The organism is Deferrisoma camini S3R1, assembly GCF_000526155.1.
GTDB lineage: Bacteria > Desulfobacterota > Deferrisomatia > Deferrisomatales > Deferrisomataceae > Deferrisoma > Deferrisoma camini.
Genome location: NZ_JAFN01000001.1, coordinates 2,433,308 through 2,450,876 on the forward strand (window position 1 = coordinate 2,433,308; position 17,569 = coordinate 2,450,876).

General features: G+C 71.5%; 16 protein-coding genes and 2 riboswitches. Of the genes, 8 read left to right on the plus strand and 8 right to left on the minus strand.

Features of this window, described 5'->3' with window-relative positions; genetic code table 11:
• Positions 1-20 precede the first annotated feature (20 nt).
• The 3 genes from hisI to DEFCA_RS0110660 all read left to right on the plus strand — a co-directional run bounded on the left by hisI (position 21) and on the right by DEFCA_RS0110660 (position 1,762).
• Positions 21-404 (plus strand): phosphoribosyl-AMP cyclohydrolase, encoded by a 384-nt coding sequence (gene hisI / locus DEFCA_RS0110650; RefSeq protein WP_025323001.1) that lies wholly within the window; start codon positions 21-23, stop codon positions 402-404.
• On the plus strand, positions 401-1,273 hold the full coding sequence (gene hisG / locus DEFCA_RS0110655; RefSeq protein ID WP_025323002.1) for an ATP phosphoribosyltransferase: 873 nt from the start codon (positions 401-403) through the stop codon (positions 1,271-1,273). The genes hisI and hisG overlap by 4 nt, the downstream gene beginning before the upstream one ends.
• A gap of 99 nt (positions 1,274-1,372) precedes the next feature.
• The gene (locus DEFCA_RS0110660; protein ID WP_025323003.1) at positions 1,373-1,762 is read left to right on the plus strand and encodes a MerR family transcriptional regulator; all 390 of its coding nucleotides are present in this window, start codon (positions 1,373-1,375) and stop codon (positions 1,760-1,762) included.
• 33 nt (positions 1,763-1,795) lie between these two features.
• Here DEFCA_RS0110660 and DEFCA_RS0110665 read toward each other — a convergent pair whose 3' ends face one another.
• Entirely contained in the window at positions 1,796-2,563 is a 768-nt protein-coding gene (locus DEFCA_RS0110665) for a hypothetical protein (protein ID WP_169709548.1), read from the minus strand.
• A 95-nt stretch (positions 2,564-2,658) separates the two neighbouring features.
• Between DEFCA_RS0110665 and DEFCA_RS0110670 the strand changes: the two genes are divergently transcribed.
• The gene (locus DEFCA_RS0110670) at positions 2,659-2,877 is read left to right on the plus strand and encodes an Ada metal-binding domain-containing protein (RefSeq protein WP_025323005.1); all 219 of its coding nucleotides are present in this window, start codon (positions 2,659-2,661) and stop codon (positions 2,875-2,877) included.
• Between the two features lie 64 nt (positions 2,878-2,941).
• On the plus strand, positions 2,942-3,454 hold the full coding sequence (locus DEFCA_RS0110675) for a YqgE/AlgH family protein (protein WP_025323006.1): 513 nt from the start codon (positions 2,942-2,944) through the stop codon (positions 3,452-3,454).
• 129 nt (positions 3,455-3,583) lie between these two features.
• Here DEFCA_RS0110675 and DEFCA_RS0110680 read toward each other — a convergent pair whose 3' ends face one another.
• On the minus strand, positions 3,584-4,660 hold the full coding sequence (locus DEFCA_RS0110680; protein ID WP_025323007.1) for a lytic transglycosylase domain-containing protein: 1,077 nt from the start codon (positions 4,658-4,660) through the stop codon (positions 3,584-3,586).
• Between the two features lie 424 nt (positions 4,661-5,084).
• On the minus strand, positions 5,085-5,705 hold the full coding sequence (locus DEFCA_RS0110685) for a class I SAM-dependent methyltransferase (RefSeq protein ID WP_025323008.1): 621 nt from the start codon (positions 5,703-5,705) through the stop codon (positions 5,085-5,087).
• Positions 5,706-5,834: 129 nt separating this feature from the next.
• Here DEFCA_RS0110685 and uvrA point away from each other — a divergent pair, with 129 nt between their 5' ends.
• Together uvrA and DEFCA_RS0110695 are read left to right on the plus strand one after the other, a co-directional pair.
• Entirely contained in the window at positions 5,835-8,588 is a 2,754-nt protein-coding gene (gene uvrA / locus DEFCA_RS0110690) for an excinuclease ABC subunit UvrA (protein ID WP_025323009.1), read from the plus strand.
• Complete coding sequence (locus DEFCA_RS0110695; RefSeq protein WP_025323010.1) at positions 8,585-9,049, plus strand: tRNA (cytidine(34)-2'-O)-methyltransferase; 465 nt, start codon at positions 8,585-8,587, stop codon at positions 9,047-9,049. Before uvrA ends, DEFCA_RS0110695 begins: the two co-directional genes overlap by 4 nt.
• 15 nt (positions 9,050-9,064) lie before the next feature.
• Here the strand turns inward: DEFCA_RS0110695 and DEFCA_RS0110700 are convergent, their stop codons facing one another.
• The 3 genes from DEFCA_RS0110700 to DEFCA_RS0110710 form a co-directional block, all read right to left on the minus strand.
• Positions 9,065-9,898: a substrate-binding domain-containing protein gene (locus tag DEFCA_RS0110700; RefSeq protein WP_084319095.1), complete on the minus strand. Its 834-nt coding sequence runs from the start codon at positions 9,896-9,898 to the stop codon at positions 9,065-9,067.
• A gap of 187 nt (positions 9,899-10,085) precedes the next feature.
• Entirely contained in the window at positions 10,086-11,288 is a 1,203-nt protein-coding gene (locus DEFCA_RS0110705) for a porin (protein WP_025323012.1), read from the minus strand.
• A gap of 110 nt (positions 11,289-11,398) precedes the next feature.
• A riboswitch (molybdenum cofactor riboswitch) is annotated at positions 11,399-11,516 on the minus strand.
• A 36-nt stretch (positions 11,517-11,552) separates the two neighbouring features.
• A riboswitch (molybdenum cofactor riboswitch) is annotated at positions 11,553-11,676 on the minus strand.
• A 57-nt stretch (positions 11,677-11,733) separates the two neighbouring features.
• Positions 11,734-13,035: a phenylacetate--CoA ligase family protein gene (locus DEFCA_RS0110710; RefSeq protein WP_025323013.1), complete on the minus strand. Its 1,302-nt coding sequence runs from the start codon at positions 13,033-13,035 to the stop codon at positions 11,734-11,736.
• A gap of 194 nt (positions 13,036-13,229) precedes the next feature.
• Here DEFCA_RS0110710 and pyk point away from each other — a divergent pair, with 194 nt between their 5' ends.
• Positions 13,230-14,621, plus strand: a complete 1,392-nt coding sequence (pyk, locus tag DEFCA_RS0110715) for a pyruvate kinase (protein WP_025323014.1) — start codon at positions 13,230-13,232, stop codon at positions 14,619-14,621.
• Positions 14,622-14,700: 79 nt separating this feature from the next.
• Here pyk and DEFCA_RS0110720 read toward each other — a convergent pair whose 3' ends face one another.
• Both DEFCA_RS0110720 and DEFCA_RS19480 read right to left on the minus strand, forming a co-directional pair.
• Positions 14,701-15,663, minus strand: a complete 963-nt coding sequence (locus DEFCA_RS0110720) for an MBL fold metallo-hydrolase (protein ID WP_025323015.1) — start codon at positions 15,661-15,663, stop codon at positions 14,701-14,703.
• Between the two features lie 403 nt (positions 15,664-16,066).
• Entirely contained in the window at positions 16,067-17,530 is a 1,464-nt protein-coding gene (locus DEFCA_RS19480) for a S1 RNA-binding domain-containing protein (RefSeq protein ID WP_025323016.1), read from the minus strand.
• Positions 17,531-17,569: the final 39 nt, after the last annotated feature.

The window sequence follows — 17,569 nt, forward strand, 5'->3', positions numbered from 1 at the left end:
CCAAAACAGAGGAGCACTCGATGGACGCGACCCAGCTCGACTTCGAGAAGGCCGGCGGACTGGTGCCCGCCGTGGTGCAGGACGCCGACACCGGCGAGGTGCTGATGCTCGCCTACATGAACGAGGAGGCCCTGCGCCGCACCCTGGAGACCGGCAGGGCCTGGTTCTTCAGCCGATCCCGGAACCGGTTCTGGATGAAGGGCGAGAGCTCGGGCCACGTGCAGGAGGTGCGGGAGGTCCGGGTGGACTGCGACGCGGACGCCGTGCTCCTGAAGGTCCGGCAGGTGGGGGGCGCGGCCTGCCATACCGGCCACCGGAGTTGTTTCTACCGCCGCGTGGAGGACGGCGCTCTGGTGGAGGACGGGGAGAAAGTGTTCGACCCCGAGGAGGTGTACGGGAAATGAGCCTGCTCAAGCTGGGGATCCCCAAGGGCAGCCTCGAGGACGCCACCGTGGACCTCTTTCTGAGGGCGGGGTGGAGGATCCGCCGGAGCTCGCGCAACTACTTCCCCACCGTGGACGATCCGGAACTGCGGCTCTCCCTGGTGCGGGCCCAGGAGATGAGCCGGTACGTGGCCGACGGGGTGCTCGACGCCGGCCTCACCGGCAAGGACTGGATCCTCGAGAACGACTCGGACGTGGTCGAGGTGTGCGACCTGGTTTACTCCAAGGCCTCCACCAACCCGGCCCGATGGGTGCTGGTGGTGCCCAACGACAGCCCCGTGCAACGGCCCGAGGACCTGCACGGTAAGGTGGTGGCCACCGAGCTTGTGAACTTCACCCGCCGGTACTTTGCCGAGCGGGGCATCGAGGTGGCGGTGGAGTTCTCGTGGGGGGCCACCGAGGCCAAGGTGGTGGAGGGGCTGTGCGACGCCATCGTGGAGGTCACCGAGACCGGCTCCACCATCCGGGCCCACGGACTGCGGATCGTGGAGACCCTGCTCGTGACGAACACACAGCTCATCGCGAACCACCGGGCGTGGGCCGATCCGGGCCGGCGGCGGAAGATCGAGCAGGTGGCGCAGCTGCTCCAGGCGGCGCTGCGGGCCGACGGCATGGTCGGGCTCAAGATGAACGTGCCGGGGGAGCGGATGGAGGACGTGATCGATCTGCTTCCGAGCCTCCAGGCCCCCACGGTGGCGCACCTGTTCCGCACCGACTGGCTCAGCGTGGAGGCGGTGGTCGAGGAGCGGGTGGTGCGCGATCTGGTACCGAAACTGCTGGCCGCCGGCGCCACCGGCATCATCGAGTACCCCCTGAACAAAATTCTGTGACACCCGGTTGCATCCCGGGTCCCCGCCCCATTACAGTTCCGAGCGTGGTTTTCCGATAACGAATTATCCCCCTTCACCCCCAACGGAGAGAGTCTGGCCATGGAGGCACAGGAAGGACCCCCGGTCGCCCCCCACGAGGACGGCCCCCTGTATTCCATCAAGGAAGTCTCGGAGCTCACGGACGTGCCCGCCCACACCATCCGCCTGTGGGACCGGAAGCTGCCCGGGTTCCTCGCGCCCCACCGGACCCCCGGCGGGCAGAGGCGGTTCACCGAAGTGTGCGTCGAGCGCATCCGCAAGCTCGACTACTACGTGAACCAAAAGGGCATGACGCCGGTGGGAGCCCGCCGGCGCATCGAGGAAGGGATCGAGCCCGAGAGCCACGAGGCCCAGGAGCTGCGGGAGATCATCCTGGCGGACCGCCGGGTGCGCCAGGCGATCGACGAGATCGTGGAGCTGATCCGCAAGAAGCTTCTGGAAGCCGTCTGATCCGGGGGGGCCATCCCCGGCCCCCCGGGCGGGTCACCGGGCCGACAGGTACCCGGTGACCACGGCGGTGAACGGCGCCCCGAGCCCCTTGGGGGCCTCCACCTCCACGACGAACGGCCCGCGCAAGGGCACGGGTCGCCCCAGGGAGGCGGTGGGCGCCACCCGGGAGTCCAGCAGGAACAAGGGCACCGGCCCGCCCCCCACCACCTGGCCGACCACCGCCCGCGCGTCGGCCAGGAGCCGTAGGCGCAGGAACGCATCGGCCCGGCAGTCCAAGGTCACCCCCGTGGCGCGGAACACCATGCCCTCGGGCGGGGAGAACGTCTCCCGCACCACGCCCCGGTTCCCCCCGAACACCCCCCGGAACGAGAACACGGCGAACCGCTCCTCGGGCTTGGCCGGGGGCGGGCTCGGCGGGTTGGTCACGACCACGCGCACCGGCACGCGGTCGTCCACGGTCACCGTGCCCTCCACCTCCACCGGGCCAGCGGGCGTCGGAGCCGGGTTGGTCACCTCCACCGGCAGGGGGGTGCTCGCCCGCACCTCCACCGTGCCCTGCACCGTGACCGGGCCGTCCAAGGTTCCCCCGGTCACGCGCACGTCCTGCACCGGCGGCAGGTTCGTCACCTCGACCGCCCCCTCCACGGGCTGGGTCAGGTGAACCGGCTGGGACGACGGCTCGGTGGGTTGGCGGATCAGGTACTCCTGCCCCCAGGCCGCCGACACGCCGAGCACGAGGACGAGGACTCCCGGCAGCGCCCCCCGCCCTGCCCTGTGGGAACGGTGGGTGGGATTTCTCATCGTGGCACCTCCGCGTGCGGGCCCTTGACCGCGGTGAAGGGGGTTGCTAGCTTTGACGCCTCTTCGACGCGTTCGTTTCTCGAGGGAGGCCGTCCATGCAACGCAGGCGAAACTATCCCACCCGGTACGTGGGCGATGCAAACCCCAACCGGAAACGCCACGTCCACGATCTGGCCAACGAGAAGCCCAGCTGCGCCGTGCACGCCATCGAGTGGGCCCACAACACGGTGACCTTCCGCACGAAGGAAGAGGCGTACGCGGCCGGGTACACCCCCTGCATCTTCTGCATGCCCTACGAACCCGGCGCGGACTGAGCCGTCACGCCGAGCGAGGTGCCCCATCGACCGCACGATCCTCAAAGGCCACTTCCTGGTGGCTATGCCCCAACTCACCGATCCCAACTTCGAACGCACCGTGGTCCTGGTGTGCGAGCACACCGAGGAAGGGGCCCTGGGGTTGGTGATCAACCGGCCGACCCCCTTCCTGCTGGGCCAGATCTACGAGGGCCAGGACATCGAGGGCGAGGGCGGAGCCGACGAGCCCATCCACTACGGCGGGCCGGTCCAGCCCGAGATGGGGTTCGTGCTGTACGAGGGCCCCGACTACGAGGGCTCGCTGGAGGTGCTGGACGGTCTGAGGCTGGGCACGTCCCTGGAGATCCTGCGGGACATCGCCCGGGAGGAGGGGCCGGAGCGGTTCCTGTTCTTCCTGGGGTACGCCGGATGGGCGCCGGACCAACTGGAGGGGGAGATCGCCCGCAACGACTGGCTCGTCGTGCCGGCCGAGGCGGACCTGCTGTTCCGTACCCCCGCCGAGGACCGTTGGGAGCGCGCCATCCGGCTCCTGGGCATCGACCCCCACCTGCTCTCCCAGGGCTTCGGCACGGCGTGAGGGGGTGGGGCGGCGGAGTTCGAGCCGCGTCCGGCCGGAAGCAGGCTCCATGCCCCAGCCCCGAGACGACGCGTGGATCGGTGCAGATCGCGTTTTCGCCGGCCGGCCGCGTCGCGGCCTGCCGGAGCCTCAATCCGTCAGGAGCAGGACCAGGGTCTGGCCGGGGTAGATGGTGGACCGGCGGCTGATGCCGTTCCACTCGCAGATCTGCCCCACGGTGATTCCATAGCGCCGGGCGATGGCGGTGAGGGTGTCGCCCCGCCGCACCCGGTGGTAGATCCGCCGGGGTTCGGGGTGCTCGGCCTCCCACCGGGCCAGCCGGCCCGCAAACTCCGGAGCCTCGGCGGCCGGCACGGTCACCTGGTAGGTCCCCTTGCCCAGCTCGGTTCCCACGATCCAGGGGTTCAGCTCCACGAGCCGGCGGAACCCCAGGCCCGCGGCCCGGGCCACCGCCTCCACGGGCAGCCGACGCCGGTCGACCCGCAGGGTGACCTTGCGGGTGTCCCAGGCCGACCAGGTTCGGGCCCCCTCGAGGTCGATGCCGTAGCGATCGGGATGTTCGAGGATGAGCTTGGCGGCCATGGCCCGGAACACGTACCGCTCGGTCTCGCGGGGCAGACGAAGGTCGTAGAAGGAGGACTCGCCCTGGCTCTCCATGGCGTCGGCCACCCTCCTGCGGCCGGCGTTGTACGCGGCCAGGGCCAGGGGCCACGAGCCGAACGCGTCGCGCAGATCCCGCAGGTGGGCCAGGGCGGCCCGGGTGGACTTCTCCCAGTCGCGACGGTCGTCGCACCCCTTTCGGCGCTGCAGGCCGTAGAGCCGGCCGGTGGCCCGCACGAACTGCCACGCCCCCACGGCCCCGGCCGAGCTCACCGCCTCGGGCCGCAGGTTGCTCTCGATCACGGCGATGTACTTGAGGTCCTGGGGCAGCCCCTCGGCATCCAGGGCCGCCTCCACGGCGGGCAGGTACCGAGGAGCCCGCTTGAACCACAGGGCGGCGCTGACGGGATCCCCCAGGGCCACCACCAACTCCAGGTCCAGCCGCTCCTTCACGTCGGCCCGGTCCAGGGGAACCGGCTCCCCGCAGAACTCCAAGGACGACGGGATCCACAGCCGCAGGAGCTCGTTGACGCCGGCCCGGGCGACCACGACCCCAGCCCCCAAGAGCACCAGAGCGATGCCGACGCGTGCCATCCACCCCTTCATCGCCGCGATCCTCCTCCCGGCCACGCCGATCCGGCCGATCTCCAGTACGTTCGGGCCTTCGGCCCGATGGGCGGCTCCGGAGTCGCCGGCACCCCCCCGCTACCGCTCCCAACGACGGCATTGCCCGACTCGCACCACTTTCTTCGGGGAGTGCGGGGTGGGGGCCTGGTGGAGTGCCGGGCGCGGCCCCTTGGCTCGCCGCGCCCCCGAATGTCTGGGTCGCCACCGGATTCCGGGGGTCCCGTTATCGCCGCCCGGATCGTCGGCGGGGCAACGGCATGAGAAGGCGCGGCGATCGGACGCTGCACTCGCGCCCGGCCGGAACCAGGCCCCCACCCCGCACCACGGCAACCCCTTCTTCTTTCGGCCCGCCCGCCGGCGGGCTTGACCCGTGCCATCGGGTTCACCCGGGGCGGGCGGGGGTTCAGGCGGTGGTCTGATGCGGCTTGCGGGCCACGAACAGCTTGTGAACCCCCAGGTTCACCCGCCGGGCCTCCTCGATCCGCAGCCCGGCCTCCTCGAGCACCGAGGGCACGTCCAGGTCGGTGCAGAACCCCACCCGTTCCATCACCGGCGAAAGCCTGCACTTGACGGCCCCCCAGGCACCGTGCTCCCGGGTGTTGCTCACCACCACCACCCGCCCCCCCCGCCGGCACACCCGCCGCATCTCCCGGCACAGCCGCGCCGGGTCGCCCACGGTGGTGATCACGTAGGGCGCCACCACCACGTCGAAGGACTCGTCCGGCAGCTCGAGGGCGGTGGCGTCCATGCACCGCAGCAGGATCCGCGAGCCGTTGCCGTTCACCAGGGCCCGCCACCGGGCCTTGCGGATCATGCGAGGGCAGATGTCGATGCCCAGCACCTCGCACCCCGACGGATAGTGGCGCAGGCCGAGACCGGTACCCACCCCCACCTCGAGCACCCGCTCGCCGGGGCGAACCCGCCGGGCCGCCTCGCGCCGTCCCTCGTCCATGGTCTTACCGAACACCCAGTCGTATACCGGCGCGACCTTCTCGTAAAAGCGCTTGGAGTAGTCCTGATCCATGGGCCGGGCCTCCCTTAGGCTCGCCAACCACCGGGAACGGCCCGGCATTCTACCGAGGAACCCACGGGCCGTCCACCGACCGCGCAGTCCTTGTGCCGCCCCGCGCCGGCCCGCATAATTCCGGTTCCCATGGAACGACCTCACGCCCCCTCTCTCCGCATCGTCGGAGCCCGCCAGAACAACCTGCGGGACCTGACCCTCGAGATCCCCCACGACCGGTTCGTGGTGATCACCGGGGTGTCCGGTTCGGGCAAGTCGAGCCTCGCCTTCGACACGGTGTTCGCCGAAGGCCAGTGGCGGTTCCTGGAGTCGCTGCCGGCCTACGCCCGGCTCCTCTCGGAGAAGGGCGTGCGGCCGGCCGTGGACGCCATGGACAACGTGCGGCCGGCCGTGGCCCTGGAGCAACGCAACCCCGTGCGCACGGCCCGCTCGACCTTGGGCACGGCCACCGAGCTCTACGACCTGTTCCGGCTGCTCTACGCCGCGGCCGGCCGGGTGCGGTGCCCCCGGTGCGGCGAGCCGGGCCGGGCCTGGAGCCCCGAGGCCCTGGCCCTGCACCTGCTGGAGGCCCGGGGCGGGCAGAGGGTGACGGTGGAGGTGCCCCTGGATCGCCTGACCTGGCTGCCGCGGGAGGGGTGGGCCCGGAACCTGTCGGCCCGGGGGTTCGCCCGGGCGCGGGTCGAAGGCCGGATCCGGCCCCTGGACGAGCCGGACCTGCCCCGGCTCCCCCCGGCCGGCGGCGCCTTGGTCCTGGACCGGATCGTGTTGGAGCCGTCCCGCCGCTCCCGGATCGTCTCGGCCCTGGAGCAGGGGTTCTCCCTGGGCGGGGGCCTGGTGTGCGTGACCGGAGACGACGGCGTGCCCGCGCGGTTCAGCGCCCTGCGGCGGTGCGACCGGTGCGACCTCGATCTGCCGGTGCCGCGGCCCGTGCTGTTCAGCTTCAACCACCCCCTGGGGGCGTGCCCCACCTGCACCGGGTTCGGCGCGGTGCTGGAGTGGGACGAGACCAAGGTGGTGCCCGACCCCGGCAAAACGCTGCGCCAAGGCGCGGTGGAGCCGTGGCAGACCCCGGCCAACCGGTGGTGGCAGGACCAGCTCGTGCGGCACGGCCCGGCGGCCGGGGTTCCCCTGGACACCCCGTGGGCGGAGCTGGGTCCCGAGGTCCGGCGGCTCGTGTGGGAGGGCGGCTCGGGGTTCGAGGGGATCCGGGAGTTCTTCGAGTACCTGGAGGGCAAGCGTTACAAGATGCACGTGCGGGTGTTCCTGGCCCGGTACCGGAGCCCCCGCACCTGCCCCGACTGCGGCGGGGCCCGCCTCGGGCCCGCCGCCCTGGCCGTGACCGTGGACGGTCGGACCATCGCCGACGCGAGCCGGATGGACCTGGCCGCGCTGGGCCGGTGGGTACGGGGCCTGGGCCCGGTCGTGGGCCCCCGGGGCCAGGCCGTGCTGTGGCGCATCGAGGACCGGATCGGCACCCTGGTCAGGCTGGGGCTCCACTACCTCACGATGGACCGCCCCACCCGCACCCTGTCGGGCGGCGAGGCCCAGCGGGCCGCCCTGGCCCTGCAGCTCCAGAACCACCTGACCGGCACCACCTACGTGCTGGACGAGCCCACCGTGGGCCTGCACGCCCGGGACGTGGACGTGCTGGGCGAGGTGCTCCGGGAACTGACCGGCCGGGGCAACACCGTGATCGTGGTGGAGCACGACCTCTCCCTGATCCGCCGGGCCGACTGGACGATCGAGATGGGCCCGGGAGGGGGTCGCCGGGGCGGCCGGATCGTGTTCCAGGGTCCGCCGCGGGAGCTCGCCCGGGCCGACACCCCCACCGGCCGGCACCTGGCCCGGCGCGCCGGCGGCCGGCCCCCTGCCGAGCCGAGACGTCCCCGCGGGTTCCTGACCCTGGAGGGATGCCGGCTCCACAACCTGAGGGATCTCGAGGTCTCGGTCCCCCTGGGGGTCCTGGTGTGCGTGACCGGGGTGTCCGGGTCCGGGAAGTCCACCCTCGTGGCCGACACCCTGAGGCCGCTGCTGGAGTCGAAGGGGGTTCGGGGACCGGCCCGCCTCGTGCTGCCCCCCGATCCGCCCGTGGAGGGGGTCCGGCTGGTGGACCAGTCGCCCATGGGCCGCACCCCGCGGTCGATCCCCCTGACCTACGTGGGGGCCTACAAGGCGGTGCGGGACCTGTTCGCGGGCCTCCCCGCTGCCCGCCGGCTGGGGCTGGGGCCGGCCCACTTCTCGTTCAACGTGAAGGGGGGGCGGTGCGAGCGCTGCGGGGGCACGGGGTACGAGAAGCTCGAGATGTACCTGTTCGAGGACCTTTTCGTGCCGTGCCCGGAGTGCGACGGCCGAAGGTTCCGGCCCCGGGTGCTGGCCGTTCGATACCGGGGCCTAACCATTCACGACGTGCTGGGCCTCAGCGTGGACGACGCGGCCGAGGTGTTCGCCGACCACGCCGCGCTGGCCCGGGTGTTCGCCACGCTGCAACGCCTGGGCCTGGGGTACCTGGTGCTGGGGCAGCCCGCGCCCACCCTGTCGGGCGGCGAGGCCCAGCGCCTCAAGATCGCCTCGGAGCTCCTGGCCCGGCGCCGGCCCCGCAACCTGGTCTACCTGCTGGACGAGCCCACCACGGGGCTGCACGCCGACGATCAGGACCGGCTGCTCGCGGTGCTCCGGGATCTGGTGGCCGAGGGGAACACGGTGGTGGCCGTGGAGCACAACCTGGAGTTCATCGCCCGGGCCGACTGGGTCATCGACCTGGGGCCCGGTGGGGGCGACGAAGGGGGCCGGCTGGTGGACGCGGGCCCCCCGGCCGACGTGGCCCAGCGGGCCCTGGGGCCCACCGGCCGGCACCTGGCCCGGTGGATGGAGGGCAGGCCGTGAGCCCGGTTGCCCTCCACGTGGTCCTGGTGGAGCCCGAGATCCCCCCCAACACCGGCAACATCGCCCGGCTGTGCGCGGCCACCCGGACCCACCTCCACCTGGTCCACCCCCTGGGGTTCTCCACGGACGACCGCCACCTCAAGCGGGCCGGGCTGGACTACTGGCCCCACGTGTCGGTGCGCGAGCACCCGAGCCTGGGGGCCGCCCTGGCGGCCAGCGGCTCCGGCCCGGTGTTCTACTTCTCGGCCCGGAGCGGCCGACCCTACGACCGGGCCCCGTTCGCCCCCGGATGCCGGCTGGTGTTCGGACCCGAGAGCCGGGGGCTTCCGCCGGACCTGCTCGAACGAAACGCGTCCCAGGTGTTCCGGATTCCGATCTGGGGCCGGGTGCGGAGCCTCAACCTCTCCACGGCCGTGGGGGTGGTGGTGTACGAGGCGTACCGGCGGCTCGGCGCGTGGTGAAGGCCCCAGGGGCGGCTACGGGTTCGGGATGGCGTCGGGGAAGAACAGCTGCTCCCCGCCCTTCTTGAACCGCTTGATGATCCGCTGCCCCCGGGGCCCGGTGATGTACCCGATGAGACACATGGCGCCCTCGTAGTTGGCGTCCGGGTACCGGGCCGGGTTCACCGCGATGATGCCGTAGGGGTTGGCCAGGGCCGGATCGCCCTCGTACACGATCCGAAGGCCCATCTTCTCCCGAAACGCGAGGTACGTGCCCCGATCCGACAGGGTGTAGGCCCCGAGCTCGTCGGCCATGCGCAGCACCGCGCCCATGCCCTGGCCGGCCTCCTTGTACCAAGCCCCACCAGGCTCGAGGCCGGCCGCGGCCCAAAGGGCCTTCTCCTTCTTGTGGGTGCCCGAGTCGTCGCCCCGCGACACGAACGAGGCCTCGGCCCTGGCGATCCGGCGAAGGGCCTCGGCGGCCGAGCCCGAGCCCCGCACGCCGGCCGGGTCGTCGGCCGGCCCCAGCACCACGAAGTCGTTGTGCATCACGTCACGCCGGTTCACGCCGTAGCCGTCGGCCACGAACTTGTCCTCGGCCGGCCGGGCGTGCACCAGCACCACGTCCACGTCGCCGTTGGCTCCCAACCGCAGGGCCTTGCCGGTGCCCACTGCGATCACGTCCACCTTGCACCCCCAGGTCTCCTCGAAGGGGGGCAGCAGCCGGGCCAGGAGCCCCGAGTTCTCGGTGCTGGTGGTGGTGGACATCCGGATGCGGCACTCGGCGCCGGCCGAGCCGACCCAGCCGGCGACCAGAGCCAGGGCCAGCACCAGCCCGCTCCAGGAACGGATCCATCGACGGTCTCGCATGGTTTTCTCCTTTCTTGCTGCTGGAAGCTTCATCAGGCCCATGCGGGGCCCTACAACGCGAAGGGGCACCCCCGTTGGTCCGGGGGGAGCTAGAGACTAGAGACTAGAAACTAGAGACTAGAACGTATGGGAATTCTGGAGGTTTCAAGCGTCCTAGCCTCCCAGCCTCCTAGCGTCCTAGCGGAAGTCAGAACGCCACCTGGTACTGGACCCGGAACCGATCCTCGGTCGTGGCCGAGCCCGGCCCGTCCTGGGCGCGGATCCGGAACCAGTCGGCCTGGATCTTGTTGCGGTGGCCGTTGAAGAAGGCGTTCAGGGCCACCCCGTAGGACTGGGTCAGGTCGTCGGAGGCGTCCGTGTTCGGGTCGAAGAACTCGTACCGGCCGGCCATCTCCACCACGTCCCTCCACACCAGGGCGCCCCCCTGCACGTACAGGCCCGTGGCGGTCTCGTCGTCCACGCCGTCGGCCTTGGGGTCGATCCGGCGGCGGTGGCCCTCGGCCCGGAGCGAGAACCCCCGGTACGCCACCCCCGCGAATCCCCCCACGCTCACCACGTCGCTCGTGCCCAGGGCCGCGAGCCTTCCGTTCAGGTTCTTGCGGGTGTGGCCCGCCACGTCGTCGTCGTAGGCCACCGAGGCCGCCAGGAACACCTGGGGTCGCTCGGGCCGGTTCAGGCTCGGCTCCCCGGTCAGGGGGCTTCCGCCCATGGGGGCCCACACGACCCGGCCCACGTACAGGTGACCGTCGCCCGAGTTGTTGCGGTTGCGTCCCTCGCCGTTGAACACGCCCGCGTCGTAAGACAGCCCACCGGCCAGCTTACCGTGGACCGTGACGCCCGTGTCCCGGTCGAACCGGAACGTGGCGTCCACCCCGCTTCGCTCCACGAACTGGAGCTTCGAGGCCGACACGTTCCACTGCACGCCGTAGGGCACCTTGTAGGCCCCGGCCTTCACGGAGAACCAGGGGGCGAACGCGTAGTCCCCGAAGAAATCGAACAGGTCCGTGCCCTTCTCGTTGCCCGAGTACACGTTCACGTAGACCTTGTACTCGAGGTTCTTGCGGAACGCGTGCCCCTTGAGCCCCACGCGCGTGCGCTGCACCGAGAAGTTGCTCTGGTTCTCGGCGTCCTCCAGCTCCCGGAACGTGTAGCGCACCTGGCCGTAGCCGTAGATCCGGCCGGAGAACCGGCCGTCGCGGCTCCGGTAGGACAGGTGGTTCGGGGCCGCGGGCACGGCCGGGGCCTGCCGGGCCTCCAGCTCCTTGCGCTCGGCCGCCGTGATGATGCCCTTCTGCTCCAGGCGCTCGAGCAGGTCGACCCGGGCCCACCCGGGCCGGGCCCCCACCCCCAGGGTCGCCAGTACCGCCAGAACTCCCACGACCTGCCGCATTCGTTCCTCCTTTCCGTGATGGGTGAGCGGCGAATCCTCCAAACGAGAAGCGCCCCCTTTCCGGCTGGAAAGGGGGCGCGGGCATGCCGGGCGGACCCCGCACGGGACCCGTCGGTCGCACCGCCTCCTTTCCAAGCACGGGAGGCCCGGCGGTTTCCCGCCGAACCCGTTGGCCGCGCGCCCTAGGACGGACCCCGTAGGCGCCACGGCTCGGAGGCAACACACAAAAAACCCTCCCCGCGGTCGGACGGGGAGGGTGCGCACAACACCGGTCACCCGTCTCCTTTCCGAACGCGGGAGGCCGGGGCGTTTCCACCCCGACCCATCGGCGAACCGCCCGTGGGCCGCTGGGGCCGGTAGGTCGGTCCGCTCGGAGACGCGGGAGAACATAGCCGGCCGGCGGCCCCGGGGTCAAGGGGAACCCCGCCGCCGCCGGCCGAGCCGTCTACTTCTTGCGCTCGTCGATCACCCGCTTGGCCTTGCCCTCGCTGCGGGCGATGCTGCCCTGGGGCACGATCTCCACGGGCGCGTGGATGCCGATCACGGCGTGAATGCGGGCGCTGATCCGACGGGCCAGTTCCTCCAGGGCCTCCTTGCCCTGGGCGTACACGGCGGGCTTGGCCTCGGCCTCCACCTTCATGCCGTCCAGGTGGCCCTTCTTGAACACCCGGATCTGGTAGAGGGGCTCCATCTCCTCGAACTCCATGATCACCGACTCGACCTGGCTCGGGAACACGTTCACGCCCGAGATGATCAGCATGTCGTCGGACCGGCCGAGGATCTTGTCCATCACCACGAGGGTGCGGCCGCAGTCACACTCGACCCGCCGCAGGCTCGTGATGTCGCGGGTCCGGTAGCGCAGCAGCGGCATGGCCCGGCGCTGCAGCGCCGTGAACACGAGCTCACCCTTCTCGCCCAGGGGCACGGGCTCCAGGGTGGTGGGGTCCACGATCTCGGGGTACACGTGGTCCTCGTTCAGGTGCAGCCGGTACGCCTCGCACGAGAACCCCACGCCGGGGCCCATCATCTCGGTCAGCCCGTAGGCCTCGTGGGCGGTGATGCCCATGCGCTCCTCGATCTCCTTGCGCATCTCCACGGTCCACGGCTCGGCCCCGAACGAGCCCACCCGCAGGGGCAGCTTGCGCAGGTCCACCCCCATCTGGTCGGCCTTCTCGGCGATGGTCAGGGCGTAGGTGGGCGTGCAGAACAGCACCGTGCTCCCGAAGTCCTGCATGAGCATGATCTGGCGCTCGGTCATGCCCGAGCCGGTGGGCACCAGGCACGAGCCGATGGCCTCGACCCCCAGGTAGAAGCCCAAGCCGCCGGTGAAGAGCCCCATGCCGTAGGCGTTCTGGCAGATGTCGTCGGGCCGGACCCCCTGGGCCCACAGGGTCCGGGCCATGCACTCCTGCCACTGGGCCTTGTCCTCGGCCGTGTAGGGGCCGGTGATGGGCTTGCCGGTGGTTCCGGAGGAGGCGTGCACCCGCACCAGGTCCTTCATCGGCACGGCGCACAGCCCGAAGGGGTAGTTGTCGCGCAGGTCGTTCTTGACGGTGAACGGAAGGTGACGGATGTCGTCCAGGGTGCGGATATCCTCGGGCTTCACCCCCTTCTCGTCGAGTTTCTGTTTGTAGAACGGGACCCGTTCGTACAGCCAGGCCACGGTCTCCCGGAGCTTCTGTGCCTGGAACTCCTGGAGCTGCTCCACCGGCATGGTCTCGAACTTCTCGTTCCAATACTTCTTCATGGCGTCTCCTCCGTCGAATGGGTGAACACGGCCCGAGCTGCAAACACCATACCAAAACAAACAAAGTTTCCTCAACCGGCCATTCGTTTGATTCCACCCTCCGGACTGGACGGGGCCCGGGGTTCACGGTAAGTTTTCCCCGTTTTGCGAGAAAACCTTATCACGGCCTGCTCCCCGAACCAGCGGAGGAACCGATGCGAAGGGCGAAGATCGTGTGCACCGTGGGGCCGGCCAGCGCCGACCCCGATGTGCTGCGGCGCATGGTGGAGGCCGGCATGGACGTGGCCCGGCTCAACATGAGCCACGGTGACCACTCCACCCACGCCCGCACGGCCGAGCTCGTGCGCGAGGCCGGCCGGGACGTGGGCCGGCCGGTGGCCCTGCTGCTGGACCTGGCCGGCCCCAAGATCCGGCTGGGCGAGCTGGAGAAGCCCCGGGTGGTCCACGCCGGAGAGGAGATCGTGCTCGTCTCGACCCCCGAGCCGGGGGCCCTGCCCGTGAACTACCCCCATCTGGCCGAGGAGCTCGCCCCCGGCGACCGGATCAGCCTGGCCGACGGCGCGATCCCCCTGGAGGTGGTCGCCGTGGAGGGGGGGAGGGTGCGGGCCCGGGTGCTCTCGGGCGGCACGCTCACCAGCCACAAGGGCCTGAACCTTCCGGGCAAGGGCGACGCCCTGCCCGCGGTGTCGGAGAAGGACGCCGACGACCTTCGGTTCGGCCTGAGGCTGGGGGTGGACTGGGTGGCCCTGTCGTTCGTGCGCAGCCCCGCCGACCTGGACCCGGCCCGGCGGATCATGGAGGAGGAGGGGGTGCGGGTGCCGGTGATCGCCAAGGTGGAGAAGCGCCAGGCCCTCGACCGCATCGACGGGATCCTGGAGGCGTTCGACGGCATCATGGTGGCCCGGGGCGACCTGGGCGTGGAGATGCCCATCGAGGAGGTGCCGGGCATCCAGAAGCGGTTGATCCGCGAGGCCAACCGGCGGGCCAAGCCCGTGGTCACGGCCACCCAGATGCTCCTGAGCATGGTGACCAACCCCCGTCCCACCCGGGCCGAGGTCACCGACGTGGCCAACGCCGTGCTGGACGGCACCGACGCCGTGATGCTGTCGGAGGAGACCGCCATGGGCCACCACCCCGTGGAGGCGGTGGCCACCATGGCCCGGATCGTGCGGCGGGCCGAGGCCGACGCCCCGCCGGCCGACGAGTGCCGCCCCCTGGCCGCCCAGGGGGTGCCCGCGGCCATCGCCCGGGCCACCTGGCACGTGGCCCGGGACGTGGGCGCCAAGGTCATCGTCACCCCGACCCGCAGCGGCTCCACGGCCCGGCTGGTGGCAGCCACCCGCCCCCCCGTGCCGGTGCTGGCCCTATCGAGCGACCCCCACACGACCGGCGCCCTGGCCCTGACCTGGGGCACCACCCCGGGGGTGATGGGGCCCGCCCCCACCACCGACGCCCTGTTCGAGGCCTGCCGGGCCCAGGTGCTCCGGATGGGCCTGGCCCGCCCCGGCGACCGGGTGGTGGTGACCGCCGGCGTGCCGGTGGACACCCCGGGCACCACGAACCTGCTGAAGGTGCTGGAGGTGTGAGCGGACACGGCGGTGACAGGTGACGGGTGACGCGTGACGGGGAACCCCTCCTCACCTGTCACGCGTCACGCGTCACTGCTCACTGGTCACCGTTCCTTCGCGCCTTCCAACCGTCCTCCTGGCCCTCCCACTCCACCCGACCCTGGTCGGCCAGCAGGTCCAGGTGGCCGATCACCTCGCTCACCGCAAGGAACACCCACCCCGGCTCCACCCCGGGGAACAGGGCGCGCACGAGGTCCCAGGGGGTGGCGCCCCCGGGAGGGATGCGGCGCAGGATGTCGGCCGCCCGGCGCTCGTGGAACGCCAGCCGCTCGTCGATCAGGCGGGTCGGGTCGCCCATGGCATCCCCGTGGCCGGGCAGGACCCGGCCGCACCCCAGTTCCCGGATGCGCCGAAGGCTCGCCACGTAGGCCGGCAGGGTGCGGGTCCGGAACGTCCCCTGACCGGGCTCGGTCACCGCGTTGGAGCTGATGTGGGGGATCAGGGTGTCCCCCGAGATCAGGATCCGCTCCCCGGGCTCCCACAGGCACACCGCCCCCCGGGCGTGGCCGGGGGTGTGGAGCACCCGCCAGCACCCCTGATCGGTGCACACCTCGTCGCCCTCGTCCAGGGGCTCCACCTCGTCCAGGGGCAGGGCGTGGCCGTGGAGCCGCTCCATGCTCTGGCGCAGCTCCCGACGGTGTCCTTCGGGCACCCCGGCCCGGCGGCACACCTCGTCCAGGAACCCCACGATCCCCTCCCACACGCCGGGCTCGTCCCGCAGCCGGGCGTGGTCCACCGGATGGGCGAACACCCGGCAGCCGGACGCGTCTCGCACCCGGCGGGCCAGGCCGGCGTGGTCGTGGTGGGGGTGGGTCAGCACCAGCCGCTCCAGGTCGGCCGGCCGCACACCCGCCCGGGCCAAGCCCCCGGCCAGGGCCTCCCAGGTCCCGGGCACGCCCGGCCCCGCATCCACCAGGGTCAGGGGCGAGCCGGGAAGCAGGTAGGCGTTCACGGTGCCCACCGCATAGGGCGTGGGAATCTCGATCCGGTGCACCTCCACGGCAGCACTCCTCCGTACCATATCGACCCGGCGTCAAAACAGGCCCGTTTCCTTGGGAGGCGGGGCAAGGGCTTCAGTAGACAGCATTGCCAGGCCCGTGCCCCCTTTCCCTTGGGGAGTACGGGGTGGGGGTCTGGTGGAGCGCCGGGTGCGGCCCCTTAGCTCGCCGCGCCCTCCGAACGTTCGGATCCCCTCCGGACTCCGAGGGTTCCGCTATCGTGGCCTGGATCGACGCGCAAGCGGCGGCATGAGAAGGCGCGGCGATCGGATGCCGCACTCGCGCCCGGCCGGAACCAGGCCCCCACCCCGCACCCTGGCAATACGTTTGAAGGTCCTAGCAACAAACGAACCCCCGCGTCCCGGGGGAGGCGGGGGTCCGGGGATCCCTTGGACCGGGCCCGGCCTACTTCTTGAGCTTGTCCTTGAGGAGGTCTCCCAGGGTGCCGAACACCGGTCCCTGGCTCGCCGCAGGGGCCGACTCCCGAAACTCCCGGATCGCCCGCCGCTCGGCCTGCTCCGACACGGCCTGGCGCGACAGGCGGATCTTGCGGCCGCCCTCCTCCACCCCGAGCACGGCCACCTGCATCGGATCGCCGGGCCGGAACGACTTGGCGTGGTCCGCCCCCCGGGGCGTGCCCATCTCGGTGTTGTGCACCAGGCCCACGTGGCCCGAGGGCAGCTTCACGAACACCCCGAACGGGGCCACCCGTTCCACCGTGCCCTCCAGCACCTCGCCCGGCTCCGGCACCGGCCCCAGGGACTCCCAGAGCCGGTGCTCCAGGGACAGGCCGATCCGACGGGCCTCGGGGTCCACGCTGATCACCTCCACCTCGACCGCCTCACCCGGGCTCACCACCTCGGCCGCGCTCTTGACCCTGCGGCCCGCGCCCAGGGCCGACACGTGCACCAGCCCTTCCACCCCGGGCTCCAGCTCGACGAACGCGCCGAACGGGGCGATCCGGGTGACCCGGCCCTGCACCCGCTGGCCCGGTCGGTACCTGACCTCCACGGCCTTCCAGGGGTCCTCCTGGAGGGCCTTGAGGGACAGGGTGACCCGGTCGCGGTCCCAGTCCACCTCGATCACCTGCACCGTGACCTCGTCACCGGGCCGGACCACCTCGGTGGGGGTTTCCACCCGGCCCCAGCTCATCTCGGACACCGGGATCAGGCCGTCCACCCCGTCCAGATCCACGAACGCGCCGAACGGGTGCACCGCGCGCACCCGGCCGGTCACCACCGCCCCGGGCCGGAGCACGTCGCGGAGGGCCTCGCGCTTCTGGGCCCGCTCCTCCTCCAGCAGGGCCCGGCGCGACACCACCACGTTGCGGCCGCGGTCCTTGAACTCGATCACCTTGAAGGCATAGGTCTGGCCCACGTGAACCTCGGGATCCTTGGTCCAGCGCAGGTCGATCTGGGAGTGGGGGCAGAAGGCCCTCAGGCCGGCCACACGGACCTCGTAGCCGCCCTTGACCACCTTGACCACCTTGCCCTCCACCGGCACGCCCGAGGCGTGGGCGTCGGCCAGCGCGCCCAGGGACAGGTCGCGGGTGGACAGCTTGGTGGTCAGCACCACCTCGCCGGCGCCGGTGGACGCCACGTAGGCCTCCAGCTCCTGGCCCTCGGCCGGCACCGCGTCCGCCTCGAACTCCTCGCGGCGGATGCTCCCCTCCTGCTTGCCGCCCAGGTCCACGAACACCCACTCGTCCGTGACGCGGACCACCCTACACCGGAGCTTGTCCCCCACCTTGACCCGCCGGACCCCCTCGGTCTGCCCGCCCCCCTCCTGCTCGAACAGCCGCGCGAACTCCTCCCGGGTCGCCTCCTCGGCCGGCGGGGCCTCCGCCGCTGGATCCTTACCGTCGTTCATGATGCCCGCTCTCCTTCATGCACAGGATTTGGCAGAGCA

Bases quoted from the DNA above. Each gene is read 5' to 3' on its own strand.
- DEFCA_RS0110675 (WP_025323006.1), top strand. From the start codon at position 2,942: ATGCCCCAACTCACCGATCCCAACTTCGAACGCACCGTGGTCCTGGTG.
- DEFCA_RS19480 (WP_025323016.1), bottom strand. From the start codon at position 17,530: ATGAACGACGGTAAGGATCCAGCGGCGGAGGCCCCGCCGGCCGAGGAG.
- DEFCA_RS0110660 (WP_025323003.1), top strand. From the start codon at position 1,373: ATGGAGGCACAGGAAGGACCCCCGGTCGCCCCCCACGAGGACGGCCCC.
- DEFCA_RS0110710 (WP_025323013.1), bottom strand. From the start codon at position 13,035: ATGAAGAAGTATTGGAACGAGAAGTTCGAGACCATGCCGGTGGAGCAG.
- hisI (WP_025323001.1), top strand. From the start codon at position 21: ATGGACGCGACCCAGCTCGACTTCGAGAAGGCCGGCGGACTGGTGCCC.
- DEFCA_RS0110670 (WP_025323005.1), top strand. From the start codon at position 2,659: ATGCAACGCAGGCGAAACTATCCCACCCGGTACGTGGGCGATGCAAAC.
- DEFCA_RS0110665 (WP_169709548.1), bottom strand. From the start codon at position 2,563: ATGAGAAATCCCACCCACCGTTCCCACAGGGCAGGGCGGGGGGCGCTG.
- uvrA (WP_025323009.1), top strand. From the start codon at position 5,835: ATGGAACGACCTCACGCCCCCTCTCTCCGCATCGTCGGAGCCCGCCAG.
- DEFCA_RS0110705 (WP_025323012.1), bottom strand. From the start codon at position 11,288: ATGCGGCAGGTCGTGGGAGTTCTGGCGGTACTGGCGACCCTGGGGGTG.
- pyk (WP_025323014.1), top strand. From the start codon at position 13,230: ATGCGAAGGGCGAAGATCGTGTGCACCGTGGGGCCGGCCAGCGCCGAC.
- DEFCA_RS0110685 (WP_025323008.1), bottom strand. From the start codon at position 5,705: ATGGATCAGGACTACTCCAAGCGCTTTTACGAGAAGGTCGCGCCGGTA.
- DEFCA_RS0110700 (WP_084319095.1), bottom strand. From the start codon at position 9,898: ATGCGAGACCGTCGATGGATCCGTTCCTGGAGCGGGCTGGTGCTGGCC.
- DEFCA_RS0110680 (WP_025323007.1), bottom strand. From the start codon at position 4,660: ATGAAGGGGTGGATGGCACGCGTCGGCATCGCTCTGGTGCTCTTGGGG.
- hisG (WP_025323002.1), top strand. From the start codon at position 401: ATGAGCCTGCTCAAGCTGGGGATCCCCAAGGGCAGCCTCGAGGACGCC.